Annotated in this window: 19 protein-coding genes; 6 read left to right on the top strand and 13 right to left on the bottom strand. The window is 73.0% G+C overall.

The genetic code is table 11. From position 1 onward, the window contains the following. Nucleotides 1-120: 120 nt before the first annotated feature. A complete protein-coding gene (locus B9O00_RS23520; protein ID WP_085125188.1) occupies nt 121-2,472 on the top strand; it encodes a heavy metal translocating P-type ATPase in 2,352 nt (783 codons plus the stop codon). A 25-nt stretch (nt 2,473-2,497) separates the two neighbouring features. Here B9O00_RS23520 and B9O00_RS23525 read toward each other — a convergent pair whose 3' ends face one another. The 3 genes from B9O00_RS23525 to B9O00_RS23535 form a co-directional block, all read right to left on the bottom strand. Further along, on the bottom strand, nt 2,498-4,930 hold the full coding sequence (locus B9O00_RS23525; RefSeq protein ID WP_085125189.1) for a TonB-dependent siderophore receptor: 2,433 nt from the start codon (nt 4,928-4,930) through the stop codon (nt 2,498-2,500). A gap of 140 nt (nt 4,931-5,070) precedes the next feature. Then, a complete protein-coding gene (locus B9O00_RS23530; RefSeq protein WP_159460308.1) occupies nt 5,071-6,102 on the bottom strand; it encodes a FecR family protein in 1,032 nt (343 codons plus the stop codon). A gap of 124 nt (nt 6,103-6,226) precedes the next feature. Continuing rightward, on the bottom strand, nt 6,227-6,739 hold the full coding sequence (locus tag B9O00_RS23535) for a sigma-70 family RNA polymerase sigma factor (protein ID WP_085125191.1): 513 nt from the start codon (nt 6,737-6,739) through the stop codon (nt 6,227-6,229). Nucleotides 6,740-7,068: 329 nt separating this feature from the next. Between B9O00_RS23535 and B9O00_RS23540 the strand changes: the two genes are divergently transcribed. After that, nucleotides 7,069-7,776: a pentapeptide repeat-containing protein gene (locus tag B9O00_RS23540; RefSeq protein WP_085125192.1), complete on the top strand. Its 708-nt coding sequence runs from the start codon at nt 7,069-7,071 to the stop codon at nt 7,774-7,776. Nucleotides 7,777-7,794: 18 nt separating this feature from the next. On the opposite strand, the gene B9O00_RS23545 is transcribed toward B9O00_RS23540, so the two are convergent. The 9 genes from B9O00_RS23545 to B9O00_RS23585 all read right to left on the bottom strand — a co-directional run bounded on the left by B9O00_RS23545 (nt 7,795) and on the right by B9O00_RS23585 (nt 17,887). After that, complete coding sequence (locus B9O00_RS23545) at nt 7,795-9,045, bottom strand: NAD(P)/FAD-dependent oxidoreductase (protein WP_085125193.1); 1,251 nt, start codon at nt 9,043-9,045, stop codon at nt 7,795-7,797. A gap of 31 nt (nt 9,046-9,076) precedes the next feature. After that, nucleotides 9,077-9,412, bottom strand: a complete 336-nt coding sequence (locus B9O00_RS23550; protein WP_085125194.1) for a RidA family protein — start codon at nt 9,410-9,412, stop codon at nt 9,077-9,079. Between the two features lie 39 nt (nt 9,413-9,451). Then, nucleotides 9,452-10,966 carry a M81 family metallopeptidase gene (locus B9O00_RS23555; protein WP_085125195.1) on the bottom strand — a complete coding sequence of 505 codons (1,515 nt, stop codon included), beginning with the start codon at nt 10,964-10,966 and terminating at the stop codon, nt 9,452-9,454. Continuing rightward, on the bottom strand, nt 10,963-12,399 hold the full coding sequence (locus B9O00_RS23560) for an amidase (RefSeq protein ID WP_085125196.1): 1,437 nt from the start codon (nt 12,397-12,399) through the stop codon (nt 10,963-10,965). The genes B9O00_RS23555 and B9O00_RS23560 overlap by 4 nt, the downstream gene beginning before the upstream one ends. After that, nucleotides 12,396-13,409 (bottom strand): ABC transporter ATP-binding protein, encoded by a 1,014-nt coding sequence (locus B9O00_RS23565; RefSeq protein ID WP_085125197.1) that lies wholly within the window; start codon nt 13,407-13,409, stop codon nt 12,396-12,398. The genes B9O00_RS23560 and B9O00_RS23565 overlap by 4 nt, the downstream gene beginning before the upstream one ends. Beyond that, on the bottom strand, nt 13,406-14,395 hold the full coding sequence (locus tag B9O00_RS23570; protein ID WP_085125198.1) for an ABC transporter ATP-binding protein: 990 nt from the start codon (nt 14,393-14,395) through the stop codon (nt 13,406-13,408). The genes B9O00_RS23565 and B9O00_RS23570 overlap by 4 nt, the downstream gene beginning before the upstream one ends. Before the next feature lie 20 nt (nt 14,396-14,415). Continuing rightward, nucleotides 14,416-15,312 carry an ABC transporter permease gene (locus B9O00_RS23575; protein ID WP_322111217.1) on the bottom strand — a complete coding sequence of 299 codons (897 nt, stop codon included), beginning with the start codon at nt 15,310-15,312 and terminating at the stop codon, nt 14,416-14,418. Between the two features lie 19 nt (nt 15,313-15,331). Next, nucleotides 15,332-16,249, bottom strand: a complete 918-nt coding sequence (locus tag B9O00_RS23580) for an ABC transporter permease (RefSeq protein ID WP_085125200.1) — start codon at nt 16,247-16,249, stop codon at nt 15,332-15,334. A 90-nt stretch (nt 16,250-16,339) separates the two neighbouring features. After that, on the bottom strand, nt 16,340-17,887 hold the full coding sequence (locus tag B9O00_RS23585; protein WP_085125201.1) for an ABC transporter substrate-binding protein: 1,548 nt from the start codon (nt 17,885-17,887) through the stop codon (nt 16,340-16,342). A gap of 173 nt (nt 17,888-18,060) precedes the next feature. On the opposite strand from B9O00_RS23585, the gene B9O00_RS23590 reads away from it, so the two are divergent. Then, on the top strand, nt 18,061-18,864 hold the full coding sequence (locus B9O00_RS23590; protein ID WP_159460309.1) for an IclR family transcriptional regulator: 804 nt from the start codon (nt 18,061-18,063) through the stop codon (nt 18,862-18,864). Nucleotides 18,865-19,031: 167 nt separating this feature from the next. Further along, nucleotides 19,032-20,246, top strand: coding sequence for an MFS transporter (locus B9O00_RS23595; RefSeq protein WP_322111216.1), 1,215 nt, complete (start codon nt 19,032-19,034; stop codon nt 20,244-20,246). A gap of 46 nt (nt 20,247-20,292) precedes the next feature. Here B9O00_RS23595 and B9O00_RS23600 read toward each other — a convergent pair whose 3' ends face one another. Next, complete coding sequence (locus B9O00_RS23600; protein ID WP_085125204.1) at nt 20,293-20,907, bottom strand: LysE family translocator; 615 nt, start codon at nt 20,905-20,907, stop codon at nt 20,293-20,295. 199 nt (nt 20,908-21,106) lie between these two features. Between B9O00_RS23600 and B9O00_RS23605 the strand changes: the two genes are divergently transcribed. Both B9O00_RS23605 and B9O00_RS23610 read left to right on the top strand, forming a co-directional pair. Beyond that, entirely contained in the window at nt 21,107-22,300 is a 1,194-nt protein-coding gene (locus B9O00_RS23605) for an MHYT domain-containing protein (RefSeq protein ID WP_085125205.1), read from the top strand. A gap of 361 nt (nt 22,301-22,661) precedes the next feature. Beyond that, nucleotides 22,662-23,525 (top strand): FAD binding domain-containing protein, encoded by an 864-nt coding sequence (locus B9O00_RS23610; RefSeq protein ID WP_085125206.1) that lies wholly within the window; start codon nt 22,662-22,664, stop codon nt 23,523-23,525. The last annotated feature ends 7 nt before the right edge of the window (nt 23,526-23,532 follow it).

Below are 23,532 nucleotides of genomic sequence, written 5' to 3' on the forward strand. Positions count from 1 at the left end.
TGTTCGAGTCCGATATGGGAGCGCCCGATTGCTCGGCAAGGCGGAGCGGGGGGCTTGAACCTACAGCGACTGTAGGTGCCATGTTGCTTCCGACGGTTACGCACCGGAAGGACGAGGAGCATGCCCGAACCGAAGCAGGGCGCCTGCTGTGGCCGATCCTGCGCCGAGGAGCCGGCCCAGGCGCACGCCCATGGCCACGACCACGGCTGCTGCGACGGCGGACCGTCGCAGGCCGACGGCTGGAACGCCGGCGCCGGCAGCGCGCGCCAGACCTTCAAGGTCCGGGGGCTGGACTGCGCCGAGGAGGTCGCGATCCTGAAGCGCGCGCTCGGCCCCCTGGTCGGCGGCGGCGAGCACCTGGCCTTCGACGTGCTGAACGGCCGCATGATGGTGCTGCCGGAGGCCGGGCCGGTTTCGCCGGAGCAGGTCTGCGCGGCGGTCGCGCGCACCGGCATGACCGCCGAGCTGTGGCGGGCGGGACGGCAGGACAGCGGGGCCGAGGCGAGGCACCGCCGCCTGCAGCTCTGGTTCACGGCCCTGAGCGGGGCCTGCCTGCTCGCCGGCCTGCTGCTCCACGTCGCGCTCGCCGGCGGCCTCGCCGCGGCGCTGCGGCTGTTCGGCGACCACGGCGCCGCCGGCATGCCCTGGCCGGAGGTCGCGGCCTACGCGCTCGCGATCGGCTTCGGTCTGCGCTTCGTGCTGCCCAAGGCCTGGTTCGCGGCCCGGCGCCTGAGGCCGGACATGAACCTGCTGATGGTCGTCGCCATCGCCGGCGCGCTCGCCATCGGCGAGCCTTTCGAGGCGGCGACGGTCGCCTTCCTCTTCACCCTGTCGCTGGCGCTCGAGGGCTGGAGCGTCGGGCGCGCCCGCCATGCCATCTCGGCGCTGCTCGACCTGGCGCCGCCGACGGCGCTGGTGACGGACGGCGAGGGCCGGGAGCGCGTGCTGCCGGCGGCCCAGGTGCCGGTCGGCGCGCACTTCCTGGTCAGGCCGGGACAGCGGATCCCGCTCGACGGCCGGATCGTCGAGGGCGGCAGCGGCGTCGACCAGGCGCCGATCACCGGCGAGTCCCTGCCGGTCTGGAAGCAGGCCGGCGACGCGGTCTTCGCCGGCACGATCAACGGCGACGGCCTGCTCGAGGTCGAGAGCAGCAAGGCCGCCGAGGACACGACGCTCGCGCGCATCATCCGCATGGTCGAGGAGGCGCACGGCCGGCGCGCCCGGGTCGAGCAGTGGGTCGAGCGCTTCGCCGCGGTCTACACCCCGGCGGTCATCGGGCTGGCGCTCGCCGTCTTCTTGCTGCCGCCGCTGCTCCTCGGCGGCGCCTGGGCCGTGTGGTTCTACCGGGCGCTGGTGCTGCTGGTCATCGCCTGTCCCTGCGCGCTGGTCATCTCGACGCCGGTCGGCATCGTCGCCGCGCTGGCCGCCGCGGCGCGCCAGGGCGTGCTGGTCAAGGGCGGCGTCTTCCTCGAGCTGCCGGCCCGGCTGCGCGCGCTCGCCTTCGACAAGACCGGCACCCTGACCCGCGGCCGGCCGGAGGTGGTCGCCGTGGTGCCGCTGAACGGGCACAGCCGCGAGGAGCTGCTGGAGCGCGCCGCCGCCCTGGAGGCGCACAGCACCCATCCGCTGGCCCGCGCGGTCCGCGAGCAGGCCGCCGCCTGCGGCATCGCGCCGGCCCCGGCGAGCGAGCTGCAGGTCCTGCAGGGCAGGGGCGTCACCGGCCGCTTCGGCGGCGAGCCCTTCTGGCTCGGCTCGCACCGCTACCTGGTCGAGCGCGGCCGGGAGGACCCGGAGGCCTCGGCGCGGGCGGAGGCCCTGGAGCGCGACGGCAGGACGGTGGTCGCGATCGGCAACGAGCGGCACGTCTGCGGCCTGCTGGCCATCGCCGACAGCCTGCGGCCGGGGGCGGCGGAGACGCTGCGGGCGCTGCGCGCTGCCGGCATCGGGCACCTCGTCATGCTGACCGGCGACAACCGCGCGACCGCCGAGGCGATCGCCCGGCAGGCCGGCATCGACGAGGTGCAGGCCGAGCTGCTGCCCGAGGACAAGGTCGCGGCGGTCGAGGCGCTGGTCGAGCGCCACGGCGCGGTCGCCATGGTCGGCGACGGCGTCAACGACGCGCCGGCCATGGCCCGCGCCCGGCTCGGCATCGCCATGGGAGCGGCCGGCAGCGACGCCGCGATCGAGACCGCGGACATCGCGCTGATGACCGACGACCTGGAGCGGCTGCCCTGGCTGATCGCCCATTCGCGGCGGACGCTCGGGGTGATCCGCCAGAACATCGTCTTCGCCCTGGCGGTCAAGGCGGCCTTCGTCGTGCTGACCTTCCTCGGCGTCGCGACGCTGTGGGGCGCCATCGCCGCCGACGTCGGCGCCTCGCTGCTGGTCGTGCTGAACGCGCTGCGGCTGCTGCGGGCGGCGACACCGGCGCAAGACCTGGAGCGGGGTGCCGCGGCCGGGCCGGGGGAGTGACCCCCGCAGCCCGGCCGGCGGTCCGCTACCAGGCGTACTTCAGCGTGCCGAGGACGCTGCGGCGGTCGCCGTAGTAGACCGAGCCGTAGTAGTTCGTCGTCACGTACTGGTTGTCGAAGAGGTTGGTGACGTTGACGCCGACGCTGACGTGGTCGGTCAGCCGGTAGTCGAGGGCCGCGTCGACCACCGCGTAGGAGTCGATCTTCACCGTGTTGGCGTCGTCGCCGAAGGTCGAGCCGACGTAGCGCACGCCGGCGCCGAGGGTCAGGTCGCCGCGCGATCCGCTGCCCGGGATGGTGTGGTCGATCCACAGCGAGGCGAGGTGCCGGGGCACGTCGGCCGGCCGGTTGCCGGCGTTGCCCTGGATGCCGTCCTCGACGATCTCGGCGTCCCAGTAGGTGTAGGCGAGCAGCAGGTCGGTGCGCGCGTCCAGGGTCAGGCGGCCCTCGAACTCGACGCCGCGGGTGCGGACCTCGCCGATCTGCCGCTGCTCGACCGGGCTGACGTAGCTCGGCACGTTGGTCTGGGTCAGGTCGAAGAAGGCGAGGGTGAAGAGGCTGTCCGGGCCGAGCGGACGGAACTTCACGCCGGCCTCGTACTGCGTGCCCTCCTGGGGCTCCAGGCTGCCGGTCACGGCATAGGTGCCGACCAGCGGCTGGAAGGATTCCGAGTAGTTGCCGTAGAGCGACAGGTCGTCGGTGACCTTGTAGGTCAGGCCGGCGCGCTTGGTGAGGTCGCTCGCCGTCGTCGCGTCGCTGGTGCCGCTGTCGAGGTGGTCGATCCTGGTGTCGACGTAGTCGTAGCGGCCGCCGAGCGTGACGATCCAGCGGTCGTCGAAGGTCAGCTGCTCCTGGGCGTAGACCCCGTAGGCGTTCTGCACCGGGCGCCAGTCGAGATAGGGGGACAGGCTGACGCAGGAGCGCCCGCAGTAGACCGGGTCGTCGATGTCGATGCCCGGTGCGCTGCCGTAGAGCGCGGTCTCGCGGTTGTTGTCGTAGGTATAGTCGAAGCCGACCAGCGTCTTGCTGTCGACCGTCGTCCAGGAGCGGTCGAGCTGGAGCTGCGTGTCGATGCCGAAGCGGTTGACGCTGCCGTCCACCGAGAAGGCCTCGCGCGGGACGCTCGGGTCGGTCGAGCCGCCGTAGACCTGCTCGTAGTCCAGGTCGAGATGGGTGTAGCGCGCGTTCTGCCGGACCGTCAGGCCGTTCCCGAAGTCGTGGGAGAAGAGGTAGCCGACGTCGGCCTGGCGGGTGTCGAACTTGTTGAAGTCCGGCTCGCCGAGGAAGCTGTCGGGGTCGACGTCGGCCCTGGCCGGGAAGCCGTAGCCGGCGTTGCCGTCGCGCTCGTAGTAGTCGGTCAGGATGGTCAGGGAGGTCGCGTCGTTCGGCCGGAAGGTCAGGGCCGGGGCGAGGTAGCGCCGGTCGTCGTTGGAGTAGTCGGCGCCGTGGTCGCCGTCCTGCCAGAGCGCGGTCAGGCGGTAGCTCCAGACACCCTCGGCGTCGAGCGGGCCGCCGAAATCGGCGGCGCCGGCGACGTGGCCCTCGCCGAAGGTGCCGTGGATCTCGCCCTGGGTCGCCTCCGGCGGGCGCTTGGTGATGGCGTTGACGAGGCCGCCCGGGCCGTTGAGCCCGAACAGGCTCGAGGTCGAGCCCTTGAGCACGTCGATCTGCTGCAGGCCGTAGGGCTCGAGCCGGCTCGCCGTCCAGCCGGCGATCCGCATCGACAGCCCGTCGCGATAGGTGCCGAGCGAGGTCTGGTCGAAGCCGCGGATGCGGAAGAAGTCGTAGCGGTCGTCGGAGCCGTACTCGTCGACCGAGACGCTGGAGGTGTAGGCGAGCGCCTGCTGCAGGTCCTGGACGTTGCGCGTCTCCAGGTCCTTCTGGGTGATCACCGAGACCGAGGCCGGGGTGTCGATGAGCGGCGTGTCGGTCTTGTCCGCCGTCGCGCTGCGCGAGGCGACCACGCTGCCGGTGACTGGCCCGTAGGGCGAGCCGGCCTCGGCCTGGACGCGGATCGGGCCGAGCCGGGTCGGCCCGTCAGCCCCGTCCAGGCTCGCCTTCTCGACGGCGACCGTCGAGCGGTCGGACAGGCCGTAGCCGAGGCCGCTGCCGGCGAGCAGGCGGTCGAGCGCCTGCTCGGCCGTCATCCGGCCGCGCACCGCCGGGGCGGGGAGGCCGCGCACGAGGGCGCCGTCCACGGTCACCTGCAGTCCGGCCTGCTGACCGAACAGCGCCAGGGCGCTGGTCATCGGCTGGGCCGGGATGTCGAAGGCGTGCTCGCCGCCCAGCGCGCTCAGCGCGCCCGGCCGGCTCTCAGCGACGGCTCGCTGCGCGACCGCCTGCTGTGCCCAGGCGGGCGCCGCCGCCGGCAGCGGCGCGAGTGCCGTCATCATCAGCGCGCCGGCGAGCACCTGCCGCCGGGCGCGGCCGCGCGCGGCGGCCTTTCCCCCTCTTGCCATCGAAGATCTCCCCCTCGGGTCCAACGGATCGGAATAGATGCGAATGCGTCTCACTCGCGTTCAATCGACGAAACGTCGGCCGGGAGTGAATTTTCAAGGAAAGCGCGCCGGCGGCCGCCAAGACGCCGGGCGGCCGTGGCTCAGGACGCCGAAACGACCAGGATCCAGGGGGTGAGCTCGCGCACCACGGCGTTCTGTGCCCGGGCGATGCCGCGCAGGGCGGCGCGGGGGTCGGCGAGGTCGTAGACGCCGGTCACGGGGCGTCCGGCGAGTCCGCCGCCGGTCACGATGATCGCGCCCGGAAAGTAGGGGCGCAGCCGGTCGACCAGCTCGCCCAGGGGCTGGTCCTGGGCGATCAGGCGGTAGCGGCGCCAGGCCGCGACCTGACCGGCCGGCAGCCGGCCGCGCTCGATCCCGCCGCCGGGGAGCACGCGCGCCGTCTCACCGGCCCGGAGCGTCTCGGCCAGCGGCGGCGAGACCTCCGCGTCGTCCAGGCGTACCGAGCCGTGCGCCACGGCGACCGCCGTGCCGTCCCGGTCCTGCCGAACCTCGAAGCCGGTGCCGAGGACCGTGACCTCGACCGCCTCCGAGGCGACGCGGAAGGGCCGCTCCGGGTCGGGCGCGACCTCGAAGAAGGCCGTGCCGCGCAGCAGCTCGACCCGCCGGTCGGACCCGCCGTAGGCAATGCGCAGGGCGCTCTCCGGCGCCAGGGTGACGCGGCTGCCGTCGGCGAGGCGCAAGGCCTTCGTCTCTGCCGTTCCGGTCGCCTGGTCCGCCTGCAGCTCGATCGCGAGCCTCGGCGCGTAGAGAACCGCCGACAGGCAGGCCGCGGCCGCGAGGCCGCCGAGGGCAGCGAGGCCCAGGGCCTGCCGCCGGCCGAGGCGTCCGGCCGGCCGAGCGCTCGACCGGCCGGCCTCGGCCTGGCGGGCACCGGACCGCAGCCGGGTCAGGGCGGGCTGCCAGAGTGCGGCAAGGGCCGGCGCCCCGCCGTCGATCGCGGCGACGGTCCGCCGGGTCTGCTCCCAGGCGGAGGCGTTGACGGGGCTCCGGCGCAGCCAGTCGCGGAAGCGCCGCAGCAGCTCGCGGTCCTCGGGCGCGTCCTGCAACAGGATCAGCCAGTCGGTCGCCTCGCGCGCGGCCCGCGCCGGGATCGGATCTTCGCTCGCCGCCATGCTCCTGCCTCGGTGCCGGCCGTCGCCGGCTCGGGCCGGCGCGGCCTCGGGGTCTGAGTCGCTGGGCGTCATGATCACCAAACGCATCGAGGCGCACCTTTTCCACGACAATCTGGGGACGCCGTCATCGCCGGCCGCGCCGCCGCTTGCAGTGCTCGATCCCCTCGGCGACCAGCTTGTGGGCCAGGGGCACGGAGATGCCGAGAAGGGCGGCGATCTCTCGCAGCTTCGCGCCGCCGAAGCGATGCATCTCGCAGGCGATCCGGGTGCGCTCCGGCAGCTCCGCCATCGCCGCCATGACCAGCGCGTACTCGTCCTTGTAGAGGGCCACGGTCTCCGGGTCGGGGGCGGTGTCCGGAGAGGTCCGGGCGACCGCCTCGAAATCGGCCGCGGCCGTTAGCCGTCCCTCGCGGGCCATGCGGCGCCGGCTGTCCAGCGCCAGGTTGCGGACGATCCGGTAGAGATAGCCCGTGGCGTCCTCGAGGAAGCGTCCCCGCGAGGCCTGGTCGAAGCGCAGCCAGGCCTCCTGCACCAGGTCCTCGGCCTGGACCCGGCTGCCGACGATGCTGCTCGCGTAGTTGACCAGGGCAGGGCGGTGCGCGGTGAACAGGGCAAGGGTTTTCGGGTCCCTGGACAAGGTCGCCTCTTCTTCGGCGACCGGCCCCCCTAGGGGGAGTCCGCGCCGGCTACCGGCAGAGCTCGGCACGGGGCGCCCTCCGGACCGGGACGGCGTGCCGATCCGCCGCCGGGGCAGAATAATGAGAATGATAATCTTTCGCAATAAATCCCGCGAGGTGCCCGGAGGGCACCGCCTGTCGGCCGGGCTTGATGTCCCTCGCGGGCAGGCGCGATACTCGCCCGAGACGCGACAGGGAGGTGCGGACCCTCCGACCGTCACCGGAGCCCGGGTGACCGGCCGCGCGCCCCGCGGCCCGCCCAACGACGACAAACGCCGAGGGAGCGTCCATGCCGAAGCTTCGCAACCTCCTGCTCGCAGGCGCCGCCATGCTGCTGCTGGGCGCCGGGCTCGCCGCCGAGGCGCGGGCCGACTGCGAGGCCTCGCCGGCGCCGGGGGTCGACTGGAGCGTCTGCCGCAAGACCGGCCTGATCCTGCGCGGCCAGGACCTGACCGGCGCGAAGCTGCAGGGCGCCGACCTCGCCCGCAGCGACCTCTCCAGGGCGGTCCTGGCGCGGGCCTCGCTGACCAAGGCGGGGCTGTCGCGCACCACCCTGAAGGATGCCGACCTGAGCGGCGCCGACCTGTCCAAGGCGCACGGCGCGCGCACCGACTTCGGCGGGGCCAGGCTGACCGGGGCCAATCTGACCAAGGCGGAGCTGAGCCGGGCCGATTTCTCGGGCGCCCAGCTCGCCGGCGCGGACCTCCAGAAGGCCGAGCTCGGCCGGTCCGACCTGAGCGGCGCTGACCTGGAAGGCGCCGACCTCAGCGGCAGCTACCTGGCGCGTGTGCGCTTCAAGGACGCGCGGCTGGCGAAGGCGAACCTGACCGACGCCTACCTGCAGCTGGCCAGCCTGGCCGGCACCGACCTGTCCGAGGCCGTCGGGCTGACCGCGGCGCAGCTCGCCGAGAGCTGCGGCGACGAGACCACGAAGCTGCCGGCCGGTCTCGCGCGGCCGGCCGCCTGGCCCTGCAGCGGCGGCGATTCGACGAACTGACCGCCGCCGCGGAGGGCCTCAGCCGAAGCGCTCGGCCCGGAAGGGAGCCGGGTCGGCGAAGGGCGTCTCGCCCGACATCAGCTCGGCGAGCAGCCGGCCGGTGGTCGGGCCCAGGGTGAAGCCCTGGTGGCCGTGGCCGAAGTGCAGCCAGAGGCCCGGATGGTGCGGCGCCCGGCCGACGAGCGGCAGCATGTCCGGCATGCAGGGCCGGTTGCCGAGCCAGGGCTCCGGCTCGACCGGCGCGCCCAGCGTCAGCAGCTCGCCGGCCGCCTGCTCGGCGCGGCGCAGCTGCACCGGCGTCGGCGGCGCGTCGGGCAGGGCGAGCTCGGCGCCGGTCGTGATGCGCAGGCCGCGCGCCATCGGCGCCATGACGTAGCCGTACTCCTCGTCGAGCAGCGGCAGGTCCAGCCCGGCGTTGCTGCCGGCCGCGGCGTGGTAGTGCCGGTGGTAGCCGCGCTTGCGGATCATCGGGATGCGGTAGCCGAAGCGCTTCAGCAGGGCCGGCGACCAGGGACCGAGCGCGACGACCGCGGCGCCGGCCTCCAGCCGGCCCTGCTCCGTCTCGACCTGCCAGCCGCCGTTCGGTCCGGAGCGCAGGCTCCGGGCGTCGCCCTCGGCCCAGGTCGCGCCGGACTCGACGAGCAGCCGGGCGTAGGCCCCGACCAGCGCGCCGGGATCGCGCACCGTCCAGGGCTCGCTCCAGTGCAGGCCGCCGGCGCCGCCCTGGGTCAGGGCCGGCTCGGCCGCCGCGAGGGCGTCGGGGGCCAGGATCTCGACGGCGACGCCGTAGTCGCGCCGGATCCTGAGGGCGTCGGTCGCGGCCCGCTCCATCAGCTTCGGGCTGCGGAACAGGATGCGGAAGCCCTCGCGCCGGACCAGCGCCTCGGCGCCGGCGGCCGCGATCAGCGGCGCGTGCTCCTCGGCCGCCCTGCGGATCAGAGGGGCGTAGGCCCGGGAGATCTCCGCGTGGCTGGCCGGTGCCGAGTGCTGCCAGTAGGCGAGCAGCGGGGCGACGTAGGAGGGCAGGGCGCGCAGGTGGTAGTGCACGTCGTTGCTGCGCCCGAGCGCGATCGCCAGCAGCGTCGGCAGGCTCCGCGGCAGGGCGTAGGGCTCGACGCACTCGCTCTGGATGATCCCGGCGTTGCCGTAGCTGGTCTCGGTCCCCGGCGGGCGGCGGTCGACCAGCGCAACCGACCAGCCCCGCCGCTGCAGCTGCAGGGCGGCGCCGACGCCGGCCATGCCGGCGCCGAGCACGATGACGTCAGGCATCCTCGGCCCTCCCGCGAGCCGCTCGGCAAGGTCAGCCGCGAGCGGCGATCACCGTGATCTCGATCTTGGCGTCGATCATCAGCGGCGCCTCGAGGGTGGTGCGCGCCGGGAAGGGCTCGGCGAAGTGCTTGCGGTAGACCTCGTTGAAGGCGGCGAAGTCCGAGCGGTCGGTGAGGTAGACCGTGGCCGAGACGACGTCGGAGAGCGCCAGCCCCTCGCCGGCGAGCGTGGCGGCGATGTTCTTCAGGGTCTGCTCGGTCTGCGCGGCGATGCCTTCGGGCAGCGAGCCGTCGGCGGCGAAGCCGAGCTCGCCGGAGAGGTAGACCGTATCGCCGACGCGGCGAAGCTTGGAAAGGGGAAGAGCCATGAATCGTCTCCTGGATGGCTGGGAGGGAAGGTCGCGGCCTCAGGCCGCGCCCGGGACGGGGTCCAGTGGCCAGATCGGCCGGCGCACCTTGCGGTAGGGCAGGCGGGCCAGATCGTGCGTCGCGAGGCCACCGCTGTCGACCAGTACCACGGCGCGGGCCATCGGCGCGAAGGCGGCGCGGAAATGATGCGCCGACTTGACCGCGACGACGCGGAAGCGCGACGGCTCGGCGCCGAGGATCCGGAACATCTCCTGGTCGTAGGTCTGCAGCGTGTTGCTCGAGAGCGCGATCGAGACGCCGCCAACCCTGAACAGCGCCGAGGGGCCGAGGTTCATCGCGACGCCGCCGTTCATCGGCCCCTCGCAGACGAAGGGCCCCTCGGCCAGCGCCTCGACCCTGCCGGTCAGGCGCAGCGACGGGCCGTAGGTGCCGGGATCGCGCTTGGCGCCGACCTCGAGCTCGAGCTCCGCGCCCGGCCCCGCCGCGTGGCAGGCGGCCGCGGCCTCGGGATCGACGAGCACGCCGAACAGCGCGCCCTCGATGCGGGCCTCGACCAGTGCCTCGAGCAGCCGCACGCCGTCGCCGTAGGCGCCGGAGCCGGGGTTGTCGCTGAAGTCGGCGACGACCAGGGGGCGGGCATCGTCCGGATCGGCTGCGGCCTCGGCGGCGAGGCGCGTCGTGGCGGCGAGGTCGAGCTCCTCGACCGTGCTCTCCGCGCGGCGCACGACGGCCTCGCGCCAGAGCACCTCGGCGGCACCGGCGGCGGCCGACTCGGCGGCGTTGCGGCCGGCGTCGTAGGTGACCTGGACGCTGGGGCCGGCCTCCTCGATGTCGGCCAGCGAGAAGCCGGCGCAGAGGTCGATGGACAGCAGGCCGGGCGTCGCCGCCTGCAGGCCCGCGGCGCGCTCCATCAGGTCGTTCATCACGCCGCCCTGGGTGCGGCCGTGGTTCATGCCGGCCAGCAGCGGGCCCTGCAGGCGCGCGACCTTGGGCCGGATCTCGCCGTCCATCGCCGCCTGCAGCAGCTCGGCGGCGCGCAGCGCCGTCTCGAACTGGTCGACGTGCGGATAGGTCCGGTAGGGCAGCAGGATGTCGGCCAGCCGCGCCATGCGCTCGGTGACGTTGGCGTGGAGGTCGAGGGTGACGGCGACCGGCAGCTCCCTGCCGAGCCGCGCCCGGATGCCCTCCAGCAGCGCGCCCTCGGCGTCGTCGTCGGTCTCGGCGACCATGGCGCCGTGCAGCGCCAGGATGACGCCGTCGAAGGGGCCCGCGTCGCAGGCCTCGTAGACCAGGCGCTGCAGCTCGGCCCAGCAGTCGGCCGTGACCTTGCCCGACGGCGTCGCCGCGGCGGCGACCGGCTGCACCAGGGTCCAGCCGAAGCGCTCTGCGGCGGCCAGGTGGCCGGCGATCTCGGTCCTGGTGCCCGCCAGGGCCGGCGCGATCTCGGCGCCGACCAGGAACAGGCGGTTGCGGTAGTCGTCGAGGGTCGTCGGGACGATCGAGAAGGTGTTGGTCTCGTGGGCGATCTGCGCCGAGAGCACGCGGCGGGTCATCGGGTCAGCTTCTCCAGGTCGGGCAGGGGACGGCCGAGGCCGGGCAGGGCCGCCAGATGGGCCTCCAGCGCGGCCGCCAGGGCGAGCAGGCGGCGGTCGCCGCCGCGCTTGCCGCAGAGCTGGATGCCGAAGGGCGTGCCGGTCGGGTCGAGGCCACAGGGCAGCGAGATCACCGGATGGGCGGTCAGGGTCAGGCCGTAGGTCAGGGCCAGCCAGTGGAAGTAGGTGCGCGCCGGCTTGCCGTCGATCTCGCTCAGGGTCAGCTGGCGGTGCGGGAAGGGCGGCACCGCGACGGTCGGGCAGATCAGCAGGTCGTAGTCGTCCATGAAGCGGAGGAAGCGCCGGTAGAGCGCGGTGTGGGCGGCCTGGGCCTCGGCGACGTCGCTGAGGCTCATGGCGAGCCCCTGCTCGACGTTGGCGACGATGTTGGGGCCGAGCAGCGCCTTCTGCTCCGGCGTCCGCTTGCCGTGGGCGGCGACGAACTGCAGGGCGCGCAGCACGTCGAAGATCGCGTCGGCGTCGTCGAGCGGCGGGTCGACCTCCTCGACGCTGCCGAAGGCGCCGCGGAACCGTGCGACGGCCTTGCCGAAGGTCTCGCGGATGCGCGAATCGACCGGCGCGAAGCCGAGGTCGGTGCTGACCGCGACGCGCAGGTCCGAGAGGTCGGCCTCCGGCAGCGGAAAGAAGCCCCCGGGCGTGCCGTCGGGCGGCGACAGGGGGTCGCGGGGGTCGCTGGCGACCATCGCCTGGAACAGCAGTGCGGTGTCGGCGACGGTGCGGCCCATCGGCCCCAGCACCGAGATCGGCGCCCAGCCGGCCTGGCGCCGCTCCGAGGGCACCAGGCCCGGCGTCGGGCGGTGGCCGACGATGCCGCAGAAGCCGGCCGGCAGGCGCAGGCTGCCGCCGGTGTCCGAGCCGGTCGCGATCGGCGTCATGCCGGTGGCCAGGGCCGCGGCCGAGCCGCCGGAGGAGCCGCCGCAGGTGCGCTCCGGATCGAAGGGGTTGCCGGTCGCGCCGTAGACCGGGTTGGTCGAGTTGCCGCCGGCGCCGAATTCCGGGACGTTGGTCTTGCCGACGACGACGGCGCCGGCCGCGCGCACTGCGGCAACCGTGCGCTCGTCGCGCACCGGCACGTGGTCGGCGAAGAGCTTCGAGCCGAAGGTGGTGCGCAGGCCCTCGGTCTCCTGCAGGTCCTTGATGCCGACCGGCAGGCCGTGCAGCGGGCCCAGGGCCTCGCCGGCCTTGACCGCGTGCTCGGCGGCCTCGGCCTCGCGGCGGGCGCGCTCGAAGCAGGTCGCGGTGATGGCGTTGAGCGCCGGGTTCACCCGCTCGATGCGGGCGAGGCAGGAGTCGAGCAGCTCGACCGGCGAGACGGCACGCCGGCCGATCAGCCGCCGCAGGGCGACGGCGTCGAGATCGCAGAGTTCGGTCATGAATGCTCTTGTGGTTGCTCTTGCGGGGCCGCGGATGCGGCTCCCGTCGGCGCGGGCCCGTGCAGGTGGCACTCGATGCGCCCCAGCGCGTCGCGCAGGGTCTGCGGCCGGACTTGGCTGCAGATCGGCAGGACCGAAGGACAGCGCGGGTGGAAGGCGCAGCCGCTCGGCGGGTCGATGGGGTTGGGGTAGGCGACGCCCAGGTGGGTGTCCGGCACGCCGAGCCCGGGCTCCGGCGTCAGCACGGATTCGAGCAGTGCCCGGGTGTAGGGATGGCGCGCCTCGGCGAAGAGCCGCGCGGTCGGCGCGACCTCGACGATGCGCCCCAGGTACATGACCGCGACCCGGTTGGCGATGTGCTCGACCACGGCCAGGTTGTGGCTGATCAGCAGGTAGGTCAGCCCGAGCTCCTTCTGGAGGTCGAGCAGCAGGTTGAGGATCTGCGACTGGACCGAGACGTCGAGCGCGCTGGTCGGCTCGTCGCAGATCATCACCTCCGGCCGCATCACCAGGGCGCGGGCGATGGCGACGCGCTGGCGCTGGCCGCCGGACATCTGGCCCGGGTAGCTGTCGGCGACGCGGCGCGGCAGGCCGACCAGGTCCAGGGTCTCGGCGACCACCCTGGCCCGCCCGGCGGGGTCGCCGACCTGATGGACCTGCAGCGGCGCCGCGACGATCTGGGCCACGGTCTTGCGCGGGTTGAGCGACGAGTAGGGGTCCTGGAAGACCGGCTGGATGCGCCGCGCCCGCGCCTTGCGGTCGGCGGGCTTCATCGGCTGGCCGTCGATCAGCACCTCGCCGCTGCTCGGCGGCAGCAGGCCGAGCAGGATGCGCGACAGCGTGGTCTTGCCGCAGCCGGACTCGCCGACCAGGGCCAGCACCTCGCCCCGGCGCAGCTGCAGCGAGACCGAATCGACGGCGCGCAGCGTCGCCTTGCCGCGCATCAGGCCGCGGCTGATCCGGAAGGTCCGGCTGACGTCGCGCAGCGCGAGGACGGGGGTGTCGCTCATGCCGGCGCTCCCGCCGGGTCGGCCAGCACGCAGCGGACGGCGCGGCCGGCCTCCAGCCGGTGCAGCGGCACCGGCCGCCGGCAGGCGGCCTGCGCCAGCGCGCAGCGCTCGCGGAAGCCGCACTCCTCGAGCGACCCGACCAGGGAGGGCACGATGCCCGGGATCGAGCCGAGCGGCTCGCCCGGCCTGGTGCGGCCCGGCACCGGCACGCAGGACAGCAGGCCGCGGGTGTAGGGGTGGCGCGGGTTTCCGAAGATCTCGACGGCGCTGCCGCTCTCGACGATCTCGCCGGCGTACATCACCGCGACCTTGTCGGCGACGCGGGCGACGACGCCCAGGTCGTGGGTGATCAGCACCAGGGCCAGGCCCATCTCGCGCTTCAGCTCCAGCAGCAGGTGCAGGATCTGCGCCTGGATCGTGACGTCGAGCGCCGTCGTCGGCTCGTCGGCGATGATCAGCTCGGGGCCGCACATCAGCGCCATGGCGATCATGATGCGCTGGCGCAGGCCGCCGGAGAGCTGGTGCGGGTACTGCCCCAGGCGCCGCCCGGCGGCGGTGATGCCGACCCGCTCCAGCAGGTGCACGGCGCGCTCGCGGGCCTGGCGGCGGCCGACCCGGCGGTGGCAGAGCAGGGCTTCCTCCAGCTGGTCGCCGATGCTGTAGGCCGGGTTCAGCGAGGTCATCGGCTCCTGGAAGATCATCGCCAGGCGATTGCCGCGCAGCGCCGCCATGCGCCGCTCCGAGAGGCCCAGCAGCTCCTGACCGTCGAAGCTGAGCCGCCGGGCCGAGCGCTTCGCACGGCGCGGCAGCAGGCCCATGACGGCGAGCGAGGTCAGCGATTTGCCGCAGCCGGACTCGCCGACCAGGCAGAGCGTCTCGCCGCGGCCGACCTCGAAGGACAGGCCGCGCACGGCGTGCAGCGTGCCCTGCTCCAGCGGCAGGTCGACCCGCAGATCCTCGACGGCGAGCAGGGGCGTCTCGCCCATTCCCGGGCTCATCCCCCCGCTCATCCGCGTCCCTCCGGCGCCATGACGTCGCGCAGGCCGTCGCCCAGCAGGTTGATCGCCAGCACCAGCAGGAACAGGGCGGCGCCAGGGATGGTGATCAGCCAGCTCTTGAAGAACATGACCTTGCGGCCTTCCGAGACCATCAGGCCCCAGGAGGGCGTCGGCGGCTGCACGCCGAGGCCGAGGAAGGACAGCGCGGCCTCCAGCAGGATCGCGTGGGCCATCTCCAGGGTCGCGATGACGATCAGGGCGCCCAGCACGTTGGGCAGGATCTCGGACAGGACGATGCGCCAGACCGACATGCCGAGCGCCTCGGCGGCGGTCACGTACTCGAGGTCGCGGACCTGCCGGGTCGCGCTGCGCATGACCACGGCGAAGCGGTCCCAGAGCAGGAAGCCGAGCACCAGCACGACGACGACCAGCGAACTGCCGGCGATGGCGACGACGGCGAGCGCGACCAGGATCACCGGCATCGACAGGCGGGTCGTGACGACGAAGTTCACGACATGGTCGACGCGGCCGCCGAAGTAACCGGCGGCGACGCCCATGGCCGTGCCGATCAGCCCGGAGATGGTCATGGCGACCAGGCCGATGATCAGCGAGACGCGGGAGCCGTAGAGCATGCGGCTGAGATAGTCGCGGCCCAGCTGGTCGGTGCCGAGCGGATGCGCCCAGCTGCCCTTGGCCGACCAGACCGGGTCGATCAGCCGCTTGGTCAGGTCCTGGGCGTAGGGGTCGTGCGGGGCGAGCAGAGGCGCGGTCAGCGCGATCGCCACGAAGGCGAGCAGCAGGAAGCCGCCGAACAGCACGCTGCCGTGGCGCAGCGAGCGCCGGCGCATCCGCGCCCAGGGCCCGAGCGGGGCAGGCGCTTCCGCGCCCGCGGTTTCGGTCGTCACGGGGCTCTCGCTCATCGCCTCAGGCCACCCGGATCCTGGGGTCGAGCCAGGCGTTGAAGAGGTCGGCGAGCAGCGCCAGCAGGATGTAGATCACCGACAGCATCAGCACGATGCCCTGGACCACGGTGAAGTCGGAGCGCTGCAGCGAGATCCAGGCCAGCTGCCCGACGCCGGGCAGGGCGAAGATCGACTCGATGACGATCGAGCCGCTGAGCATGAAGCCGAACTGCACGGCGGCCAGCGAGACCACCGGGATCACGGCGTTGCGCAGGGCGTGCTTGAACAGCACCTTGCCGGTGCGCAGGCCCTTGGCGCGCGCCGTGCGGATGTAGTCGGAGCCCAGCACCTCGACCATGCCGGCGCGGGTCAGGCGCATGATCGCCGGGGTCGCGTAGTAGCCGAGCGCGATCGCCGGCATGACGTAGTTGAGCAGGCTGCCGGTGCCGGAGATCGGCAGCAGCCGGCCCCAGACGCCGAGCACCAGGATCAGCAGCAGGGCGAACCAGAAGCTCGGCATGGCCTGGCCGAAGACGGCGAGCCAGAGGGCCGCGTGGTCGAGCAGGCTGTTCGGCCGCAGGGCCGCGACGACGCCGAGCGGGATCGACAGTGCCAGGGCGAAGACCAGCGAGAGCGCGCCGAGCAGCAGGGTCACCGGCAGCCGCTCGGCGATCAGCTGGGCGACCGGCACGTTGAAGTAGACCGAGCGGCCGAGGTCGCCGGACAGGGTCTTGCCGAGCCACTCGACGTACTGCACCGGCAGCGGCCGGTCGAAGCCGTACTGCTGCCGCACGGCCTGGATGTCGGTCTCGGTCGCGCCCTCGCCGGCGATCGCCACCGCGATGTCGCCCGAGGCGCGCAGCAGCACGAAGCCGACGACCGAGACCGTGACCGCCACCAGGAGGGCCAGCGCCAGGCGCTTGACCAGGAATCCCAGCATCGCTCGCTTCCCCTGACTGGCACCGGGAGTGGGACTGGTACTGCCGGACCGGCGGGACGCGGCCCGCCGGCCCGGCAGCGGCCGGTTGCGCTACTTCCAGCTCGCCTGGGCGAAATGCGGGATCTCGTCCGAGGTCGGCGTGAAGTTCAGGTCGGAGGTGTAGGCGTAGGTGTAGGGGTAGGACCAGAGCGGCAGCCAGTAGGCCTGGTCGGCGATGCGGTGCAGCGCCTTGGAATAGGCCTCCTTGCGCACCGCCGGGTCGGTCGAGGTGTCGCCCTTGTCCAGCTCGGCCTTGACCTCGGCGTCGCCGTAGGTGTCGTCGGCGCCGCCGGTGAAGAACACGCTGGTCGAGGCCGAGACGTCGCCGATCGAGTTCGAGCCCCAGGTCATGAAGGCCATCTTCGACTTGCCGGACCGGATCATGTCGCGGATCGCGGCGTACTTGCCGTAGTTCAGCGTCGCCTTGATGCCGACCTTGGCGAGGTCGCCGACCATCGCCTCGGCGAGGTCGCGGTTGCGGTAGCCGTTGAGCTGGATCTCGAAGCCGTCCGGATAGCCGGCCTCGGCGAGCAGCTTCTTGGCCAGCGCCGGATCGTAGTCGTAGTGCTTGACCGTCTGGTCGCAGCCGAACTGCTCCGGGAAGCAGGCGGTGTCGACGACCCGGGCGCCGCCGGCGAAGAGGTTGTCGACGATCGACTGGCGGTTGATCGCGTGGGCGATCGCCTGGCGCACCTTCACGTTGGTCAGCGGGCTCGGCCCGGCCTTGCCGGCCGCGTCGAAGGTCAGGTAGCCGATACGCATCGTCTCGGCGTCCTTGACCGTCAGCTGCGGCATGGCGCGCAGGCTCTCGGCCTGGTCCTTGTCGACCTTCCAGATCCAGTCGACGCCGCCTGTCATCAGCTCGGCGAGCTGGGTGTTCTTGTCGGGGATGGTGCGCATCACGATGTGGCCGATCTGCGGCTCGCCCTTGGGGCTGTCCTTGTAGTAGTTCGGATTGCGCTCGAAGGTGATCGACTCGCCCTTGACGATCTTGGTCACCTTGTAGGGGCCGGTGCCGACAGGGGCGGCCTCCATGCCCTCGGCGCCGACCTTCTGGTAGTAGTCCTTGGGATAGATCGGCAGCGGGCTGGCCAGGAACTCCAGGGCGGCCGGGAAGGGCGCCTTGAGGAACAGCCGGACCTTGTACTGGCCCAGCTTCTCGGCATGGTCGATCCAGGCGACCGATTCCCTGCTCTTGACCTTCGCCTCGGGGCTCGGGAAGTAGCTGAGCGTGAAGACGACGTCGTCGGCGTCGAAGGGCTCGCCGTTCTGGAAGGTCACGCCCTGGCGCAGGTCGAAGTCGATGGTCGTGGCGTCGACCCACTTCCAGGAGGTCGCCAGGCCCGGCTCGTAGGCGCCGCTCTCGGGATCGCGGTAGATCAGCGTGTCCCAGATCAGGCGGCTCAGGATCACGCCGTCGCGGCTGGTGCTCTGGTAGAAGTTCACCGCCTCGACCTCCTGCTCCAGCGCGAAGGTCAGGGTGTCGTCGGCCTTGCCGGCGTGGGCCGGCGCGGGCGAGAGAGCCGTGGCGCCGAGCAGCATCACGCCGGAGAGCGCGAGCAGCGGCAGGCGACGGTAGGTACGGAGTTCCTTCGACATCCTCGTCTGTCTCCCAGTTTGCCAATCCGTTCCGCCCCGGTGCCGTATCGGACCGCCGACCCAGGGTCATTGTATCGCTGACCGATACTTGTTATCGCTTTTCTGTGGCTTAGTTTCCACAACGGTCACCGAAGGTCAACATGGCGATAACGAAATCGGGAGGGGCAGCGGGCATGGCAGCGGAACCGACGGCGGACGGCGTGGAACGTGGCGAGGGCCTCTTCGTCGCCTCGGTCGAGCGGACGATGCGCGTGCTGGAGGCGGTGGCCGCGAACCAGGCGCCGATCGGGCTGACCGAGATCGCCGCCGCCACCGGCTTCGGCAAGAGCGCGGTGCAGCGCCTGACCCACACCCTGACCAGCGTCGGCTACCTGGAGAAGGACCCGGCGACGCGCCGCTACCGGATGACGGTGCGCGCGCTCGATCTCGCCCACGGCTTCCTGGTCACCGACCCGCTGATCAACGAGGGCCTGCTGCACCTGATCGACGCCAGCGAGCGCTGCGGCGAGACGGTCAACATGGGCAAGCTGGAGGGCACCGACTTCATCTACGTCGCGCGCCTGCCGGCGCACCGCATGAACGTCGCGGCGGCGCTGATCGGCCGGCGCCAGCCGGCCTACTGCGCCTCCGGCGGCCGGGCGATCATGTCGCTGCTGCCGCGCCAGGAGGTCGAGGCGCTGCTCGACGCCCGACCGCTGCGCGCGCTGACGCCCCTGACCACGACCGACCGCGGCCGCATCCTGGAGATCGTCGAGCAGGCGCGCCTGGAGGGCTTCTGCGCGACCAACCAGGAGGTGCTGCTCGGCGAGCTCGCGGTCTCGGCGCCGATCTCCGACCAGTTCGGCCGCCCGGTCGGCGCGGTGCAGAGCTCGGTCTCGACCGCCTCCTGGACCCTCGAGGCGGTGCGCGAGAAGCTGGCCCCCCAGGTCATGGAGGCCGCCCGCCTGATCTCCCGCCCGCGCCTCGCCAAGCGCTGAGCGGCGGCATGGCCGGGCTCCCCGGGGACGGTGCCGCAGGCCGGCCGTGCGAAAAGGCCGCTTCCGCCGGCAGGGTGCTTCGGGAAGGATCACCCGGCATGCCAGTCTTACCCGACCCCGCCGCCTGAATGTCCGACGATCCGCCGAGCCCGCGACGGAGCCTCGCCGTGTTCCGGCACCGCGGCTTCCGCATCTACTGGAGCGCGCGGCTGCTGACCACGGCGGCGATGCAGTTCCTCAGCGTCGCGGTCGGCTGGTATGTCTACGACCTGACCCACGACCCGCTCGACCTCGGCCTGGTCGGGCTCTGCCAGTTCCTGCCCTTCCTGGCGCTGTTCTTCCTGACCGGGGCGGCGGCCGACCGCTTCGAGCGGCGGCGCATCATGGCGGTCTGCATCGGCCTGCAGCTCGTCTGCGTCTCGGCCATCGTGGCCCTGGTCGCGACCCGCACCGGAAGCGTGCTGCCGATCTTCGGCCTGCTGGTGCTGTTCGGCTCGGCGCGCGCCTTCTACGGCCCGGCCGACCGGGCGATCACGCCGAACCTCGTTCCGACGGAGGAGCTGTCGACGGCGATCGCCTGGAACTCCTCGGGCTGGCAGTTCGTGGTGATCTGCGGGCCGGTGGTCGGCGGCCTGCTCTACGGCGTCGCGCCGGAGCTGCCCTTCGCGGCGGCCGGCGCCTTCTGGGCCCTGGCGCTGGTCCAGGTGCTGCGCATCCCGCCGGTGCCGCGCGCGACCGGCGCGGCCGGCGCGCTGAGCTGGCAGACCGTCAGCGCCGGCTTCCGCTACATCTGGCAGGAGAAGGTCGTGCTGGGCGCCATCACCCTCGACCTCTTCGCCGTGCTGCTCGGCGGCGCCACGGCGCTGCTGCCGGCCTATGCCCGCGACATCCTGGCGGTCGGGCCGACCGGCCTCGGCCTGCTGCGCAGCGCGCCGGGCATCGGGGCCCTGGCCATGGCGCTGTTCCTGATCCGCCGGCCGATCCGCCAGTCGGCCGGCGTGCTGCTGTTCGTCGCGGTCGGCGGCTTCGGGCTCTTCACCTGCGTCTTCGGCCTGTCGACGGCGCCCGGGCTGTCGATCGGCGCCCTGGCCGCGATCGGCGCGCTCGACATGGTCAGCGTCTACGTGCGCGAGACCCTGATCCAGGTCTGGACCCCGGACGCGCTGCGCGGCCGGGTCAATGCGGTCAACCTGGTGTTCATCGGCGCCTCCAACGAGCTCGGCGAGTTCCGTGCCGGCGTCATGGCGGCGCTGATCGGCGTCGTCCCGGCGGTCGTGGTCGGCGGCGCCGGCACCCTGCTGGTCGCGCTGGTCGCCTCGCGTCTCTTCCCCCAGCTGCGCCGGGTCGACCATCTCGACCGTCCGGAGGCGGAGGCCGCGTAGGGGAGGATGCCGGACGCCGGACCGGGCGCTGCGGCGCCGGCGGTCCCTAGCGGGTGGCGACGGCGATGCCGCTGGCGATCAGGCAGCTGCCGGTGACGCGGCCGAACCAGCGCGCGACGCGCTCGCGCAGCAGCAGGCGGCGCGAGGCGGCGGCGAGGGCGGCGTAGCCGGTCAGCAGGCCGGCGATCACCGTGAAGGCGGTGCCGGCGACCAGGGCGACGTCGCCGCCGCCGAGCCGGCCGAGGTCGAGGAAGGCCGGCAGGAAGCCCAGGTAGAAGGCGATGACCTTCGGGTTGCCGAGGGTCAGCGCGAAGCCGCCGACGAAGGAAGCGGAGAGGGAGCGCGGCTTCGGCGCCGCGCCGCTGTCGGCGACGCGGGGCGGGCGGCGCCAGCACTGGACGCCCAGGAAGACCAGGTAGCCGGCGCCGGCCAGCCGCACCAGCAGGAACAGCTCGCCGAGCGTCTCGGCGAGCAGCGCCAGGCCGAAGACCGCGAGCAGCACGAAGACGACGTCGCCGAGGCCGACGCCGAGGGCCATGGCCGCGCCGGCGGCGAAGCCACGGCCGAGCGCCGTGCCAACCACGGCGGCCCAGCCCGGCCCGGGCGTCAGGCCGAGCAGGGTGAGGGCGAGCAGCAGGGCGAGCCAGCTTGCCAGCGTCATGGCCGGACTATGGCGAGGCGTCGGCCCGACGCGCAACCCTTGAGCGTCGGCAGCCCGGGAGCTACCCTGTCGCCGGCCCCCCTCTGCGGGGGCGGACGGTCCGGCCCCGGGGTGCCGCCCTGGGGTGCCGGCCGTTCCCGGCGAGCGGCCCGACAGACGGCCGCGGCCGGTGCTGCCGGTGGGAGGACGCCCGGGCACGATGATCGAGGTGCGTTACGACCCCTGGCTGGTCGCCGCGTCGGTCGCGGTCGCGGTCATGGCGGCCTTCACCTGCCTGCGCCTGACCAGCGGCCTCAGCGCGACCTCGACGGACGTCCGCAAGGCGCGCATCGCCGAGGCCGCGATCGCGCTCGGCGGCGGCATCTGGTCGATGCACTTCGTCGCCATGATGGCGGTGCAGCTCAACGTCGTGATCTTCTACGATCCCCTGCGGACGCTCGGCTCGGCGCTGATCGCCGTGCTGGTCACCGGTACGGCCCTGCTGCTGCTGCATTTCGGCGAACGTACGCCGGGGCGGATCGTCGTCGCCGGCTGCCTGACCGGCATCGGCATCGTGGCGATGCACTACCTCGGCATGTCGGCGATCACCGGCAACTGCCTGGTTGCCTTCGGGCCTTGGGGCGTCGCGCTGGCCTCGGCGATCGGCATCGGCGCCTCGATCCTGGCGATGGAGATGGCCTATCGCAAGCGGACCCGGCGGGCGACGCTGACCGGCAGCGTCCTGCTCGGCCTCGCGGTCTCGGCCATGCACTATTCGGCGATGGCCTTCACGACCTTCCGCCTGACCGACAGCCCGAGCGTCACCGCGGTGCCGGCGCTGTCCCAGGGCAGCCTGGCGCTGATCGTGGCGCTCGCCGCCTTCGTGATCTGCGGCCTGTTCCTGCTGATGGCCGTGCCGGGCGAGATGTCGGCGGCGGACGCCGGGGACGTACGGCCCGAGGCGGCCGTCGGGCGGACGGCCCCGGCGAGGCTGGCGGAGCGCGTCGCGGCCCGGCTGCCCGACCAGTCGGCGGTCCTGTCGAAGGCCTTCGTGCGCGGCCGCCAGACGGCGGTCGCCCAGGTCACGCGCATTCCCTACGAGAAGGACAACACGATCCGCTTCCTGCCGAGCAGCGCGATCCTCGCCGTACGTGCCGAGGGCCACTACACGCGCATCCAGGACGCCCAGGGCGAGTTCTTCTGCCCCTGGTCGATCTCGCGCATCGAGGCGGCGCTCGATCCCGAGACCTTCCTGCGCACCCACCGCAGCTACCTGGTCAACCGCCAGCACATCAGCGGCTTCCGCAAGTCCGGCGACAAGGGCGCCTGCTTCCTGGGCGAGGGGACCGGCCTCGAGGTCCCGGTCAGCCGCGGCCGCCTGCAGCAGGTCGAGGCCCTGCTCGGCCTGACGTGACTCGGTCTTTCCCTCTCCGCCCCGGGGGGCGGAGAGGGCAGGGAGAGGTGGGGCGGTCCACCTCGTCCGCGCTAGCCGGCTTCGACGTCCTTTTCCCCACCTCACCCCGACCCTCTCCGCCCCCCAGGGGCGGAGAGGGAGTGTCATCTGCGCCGCGCGTCGGAATGACGAAACAGCGACAGGGCCAATGCACGCGCCACTCACTCTGCATTTCGTGCAATCCAGGCGCATTTCGTGAAAGGCGGCGGGCGTTCGTGCCTTTGTCCTTAAGGCGCGGCGGCCCGGGGTCATGCTCGATCGTCCCAAGCAAGCAACACGCGGCGCCAAGCCGCGGGACCGTCCAGGGAGGATCGAAGACAGCATGATTCCCGGCTCGTTCGACTACCACCGGCCGCGTACCCTCGAGGAGGCGGTCTCGCTGCTCGCCTCGCTCGGCGAGGAATCGCGCGTCGTCGCCGGCGGCCACAGCCTGATCCCGATGATGAAGCTGCGCATGGCCCTGCCGGAGCACCTCGTCGACCTGCAGGACGTCGCGGAGCTGAAGGGCATCCGCATTGACGGCTCCCAGATCACCATCGGCGCCATGACCACCCAGGCGGAGATGATCGCCTCGGCGGAGCTGGCGAGGCTCTGCCCGATCCTGCGCGAGACCGCGTTGCAGATCGCCGACCCGCAGATCCGCAGCCTCGGCACGGTCGGCGGGAATGTCGCGAACGGAGATCCGGGCAACGACCTGCCGGGCCTGATGCAGGCGCTCGACGCCCGCTACCTCCTGCGCGGGCCGGGCGGCGAGCGCGAGCTGCCGGCGCGCGCCTTCTACGAGGGCCCCTTCACGACCGCGCTCGACCCGGGCGAGGTGCTGGCGGCAGTGCGGATCGCCGCGCCGGCGGCCGGCCACGGCTGGGCCTACGAGAAGCAGAAGCGCAAGATCGGCGACTACGCGACGGCCGCCGCCGCGGTGCTGCTGGAGCTCGAGGGCGGCACCTGCCGCAAGGCCTCGATCGCCCTGACCAACGTCGGCGACACGCCGCTGCTCGCCGAGGCCGCCGGCCGGGCCCTGGTCGGCACCGCGGTCGACGCGGCGGCGGTCAAGGCCGCGGCCGAGGCCGCGAAGGCGATCGCCGCGCCGGCCGAGGACGGCCGCGGGCCGCGCGCGTTCCGCGTCCACCTGACCGACGTGATGGTCACCCGCGCCGTCGAGAAGGCCCGAAGCCGCGCCAGCTGAGGCGGCG

Origin of the sequence: Tistlia consotensis USBA 355 (genome assembly GCF_900177295.1) — a bacterium.
In the GTDB taxonomy this organism is placed as follows: Bacteria; Pseudomonadota; Alphaproteobacteria; order Kiloniellales; family DSM-21159; genus Tistlia; species Tistlia consotensis.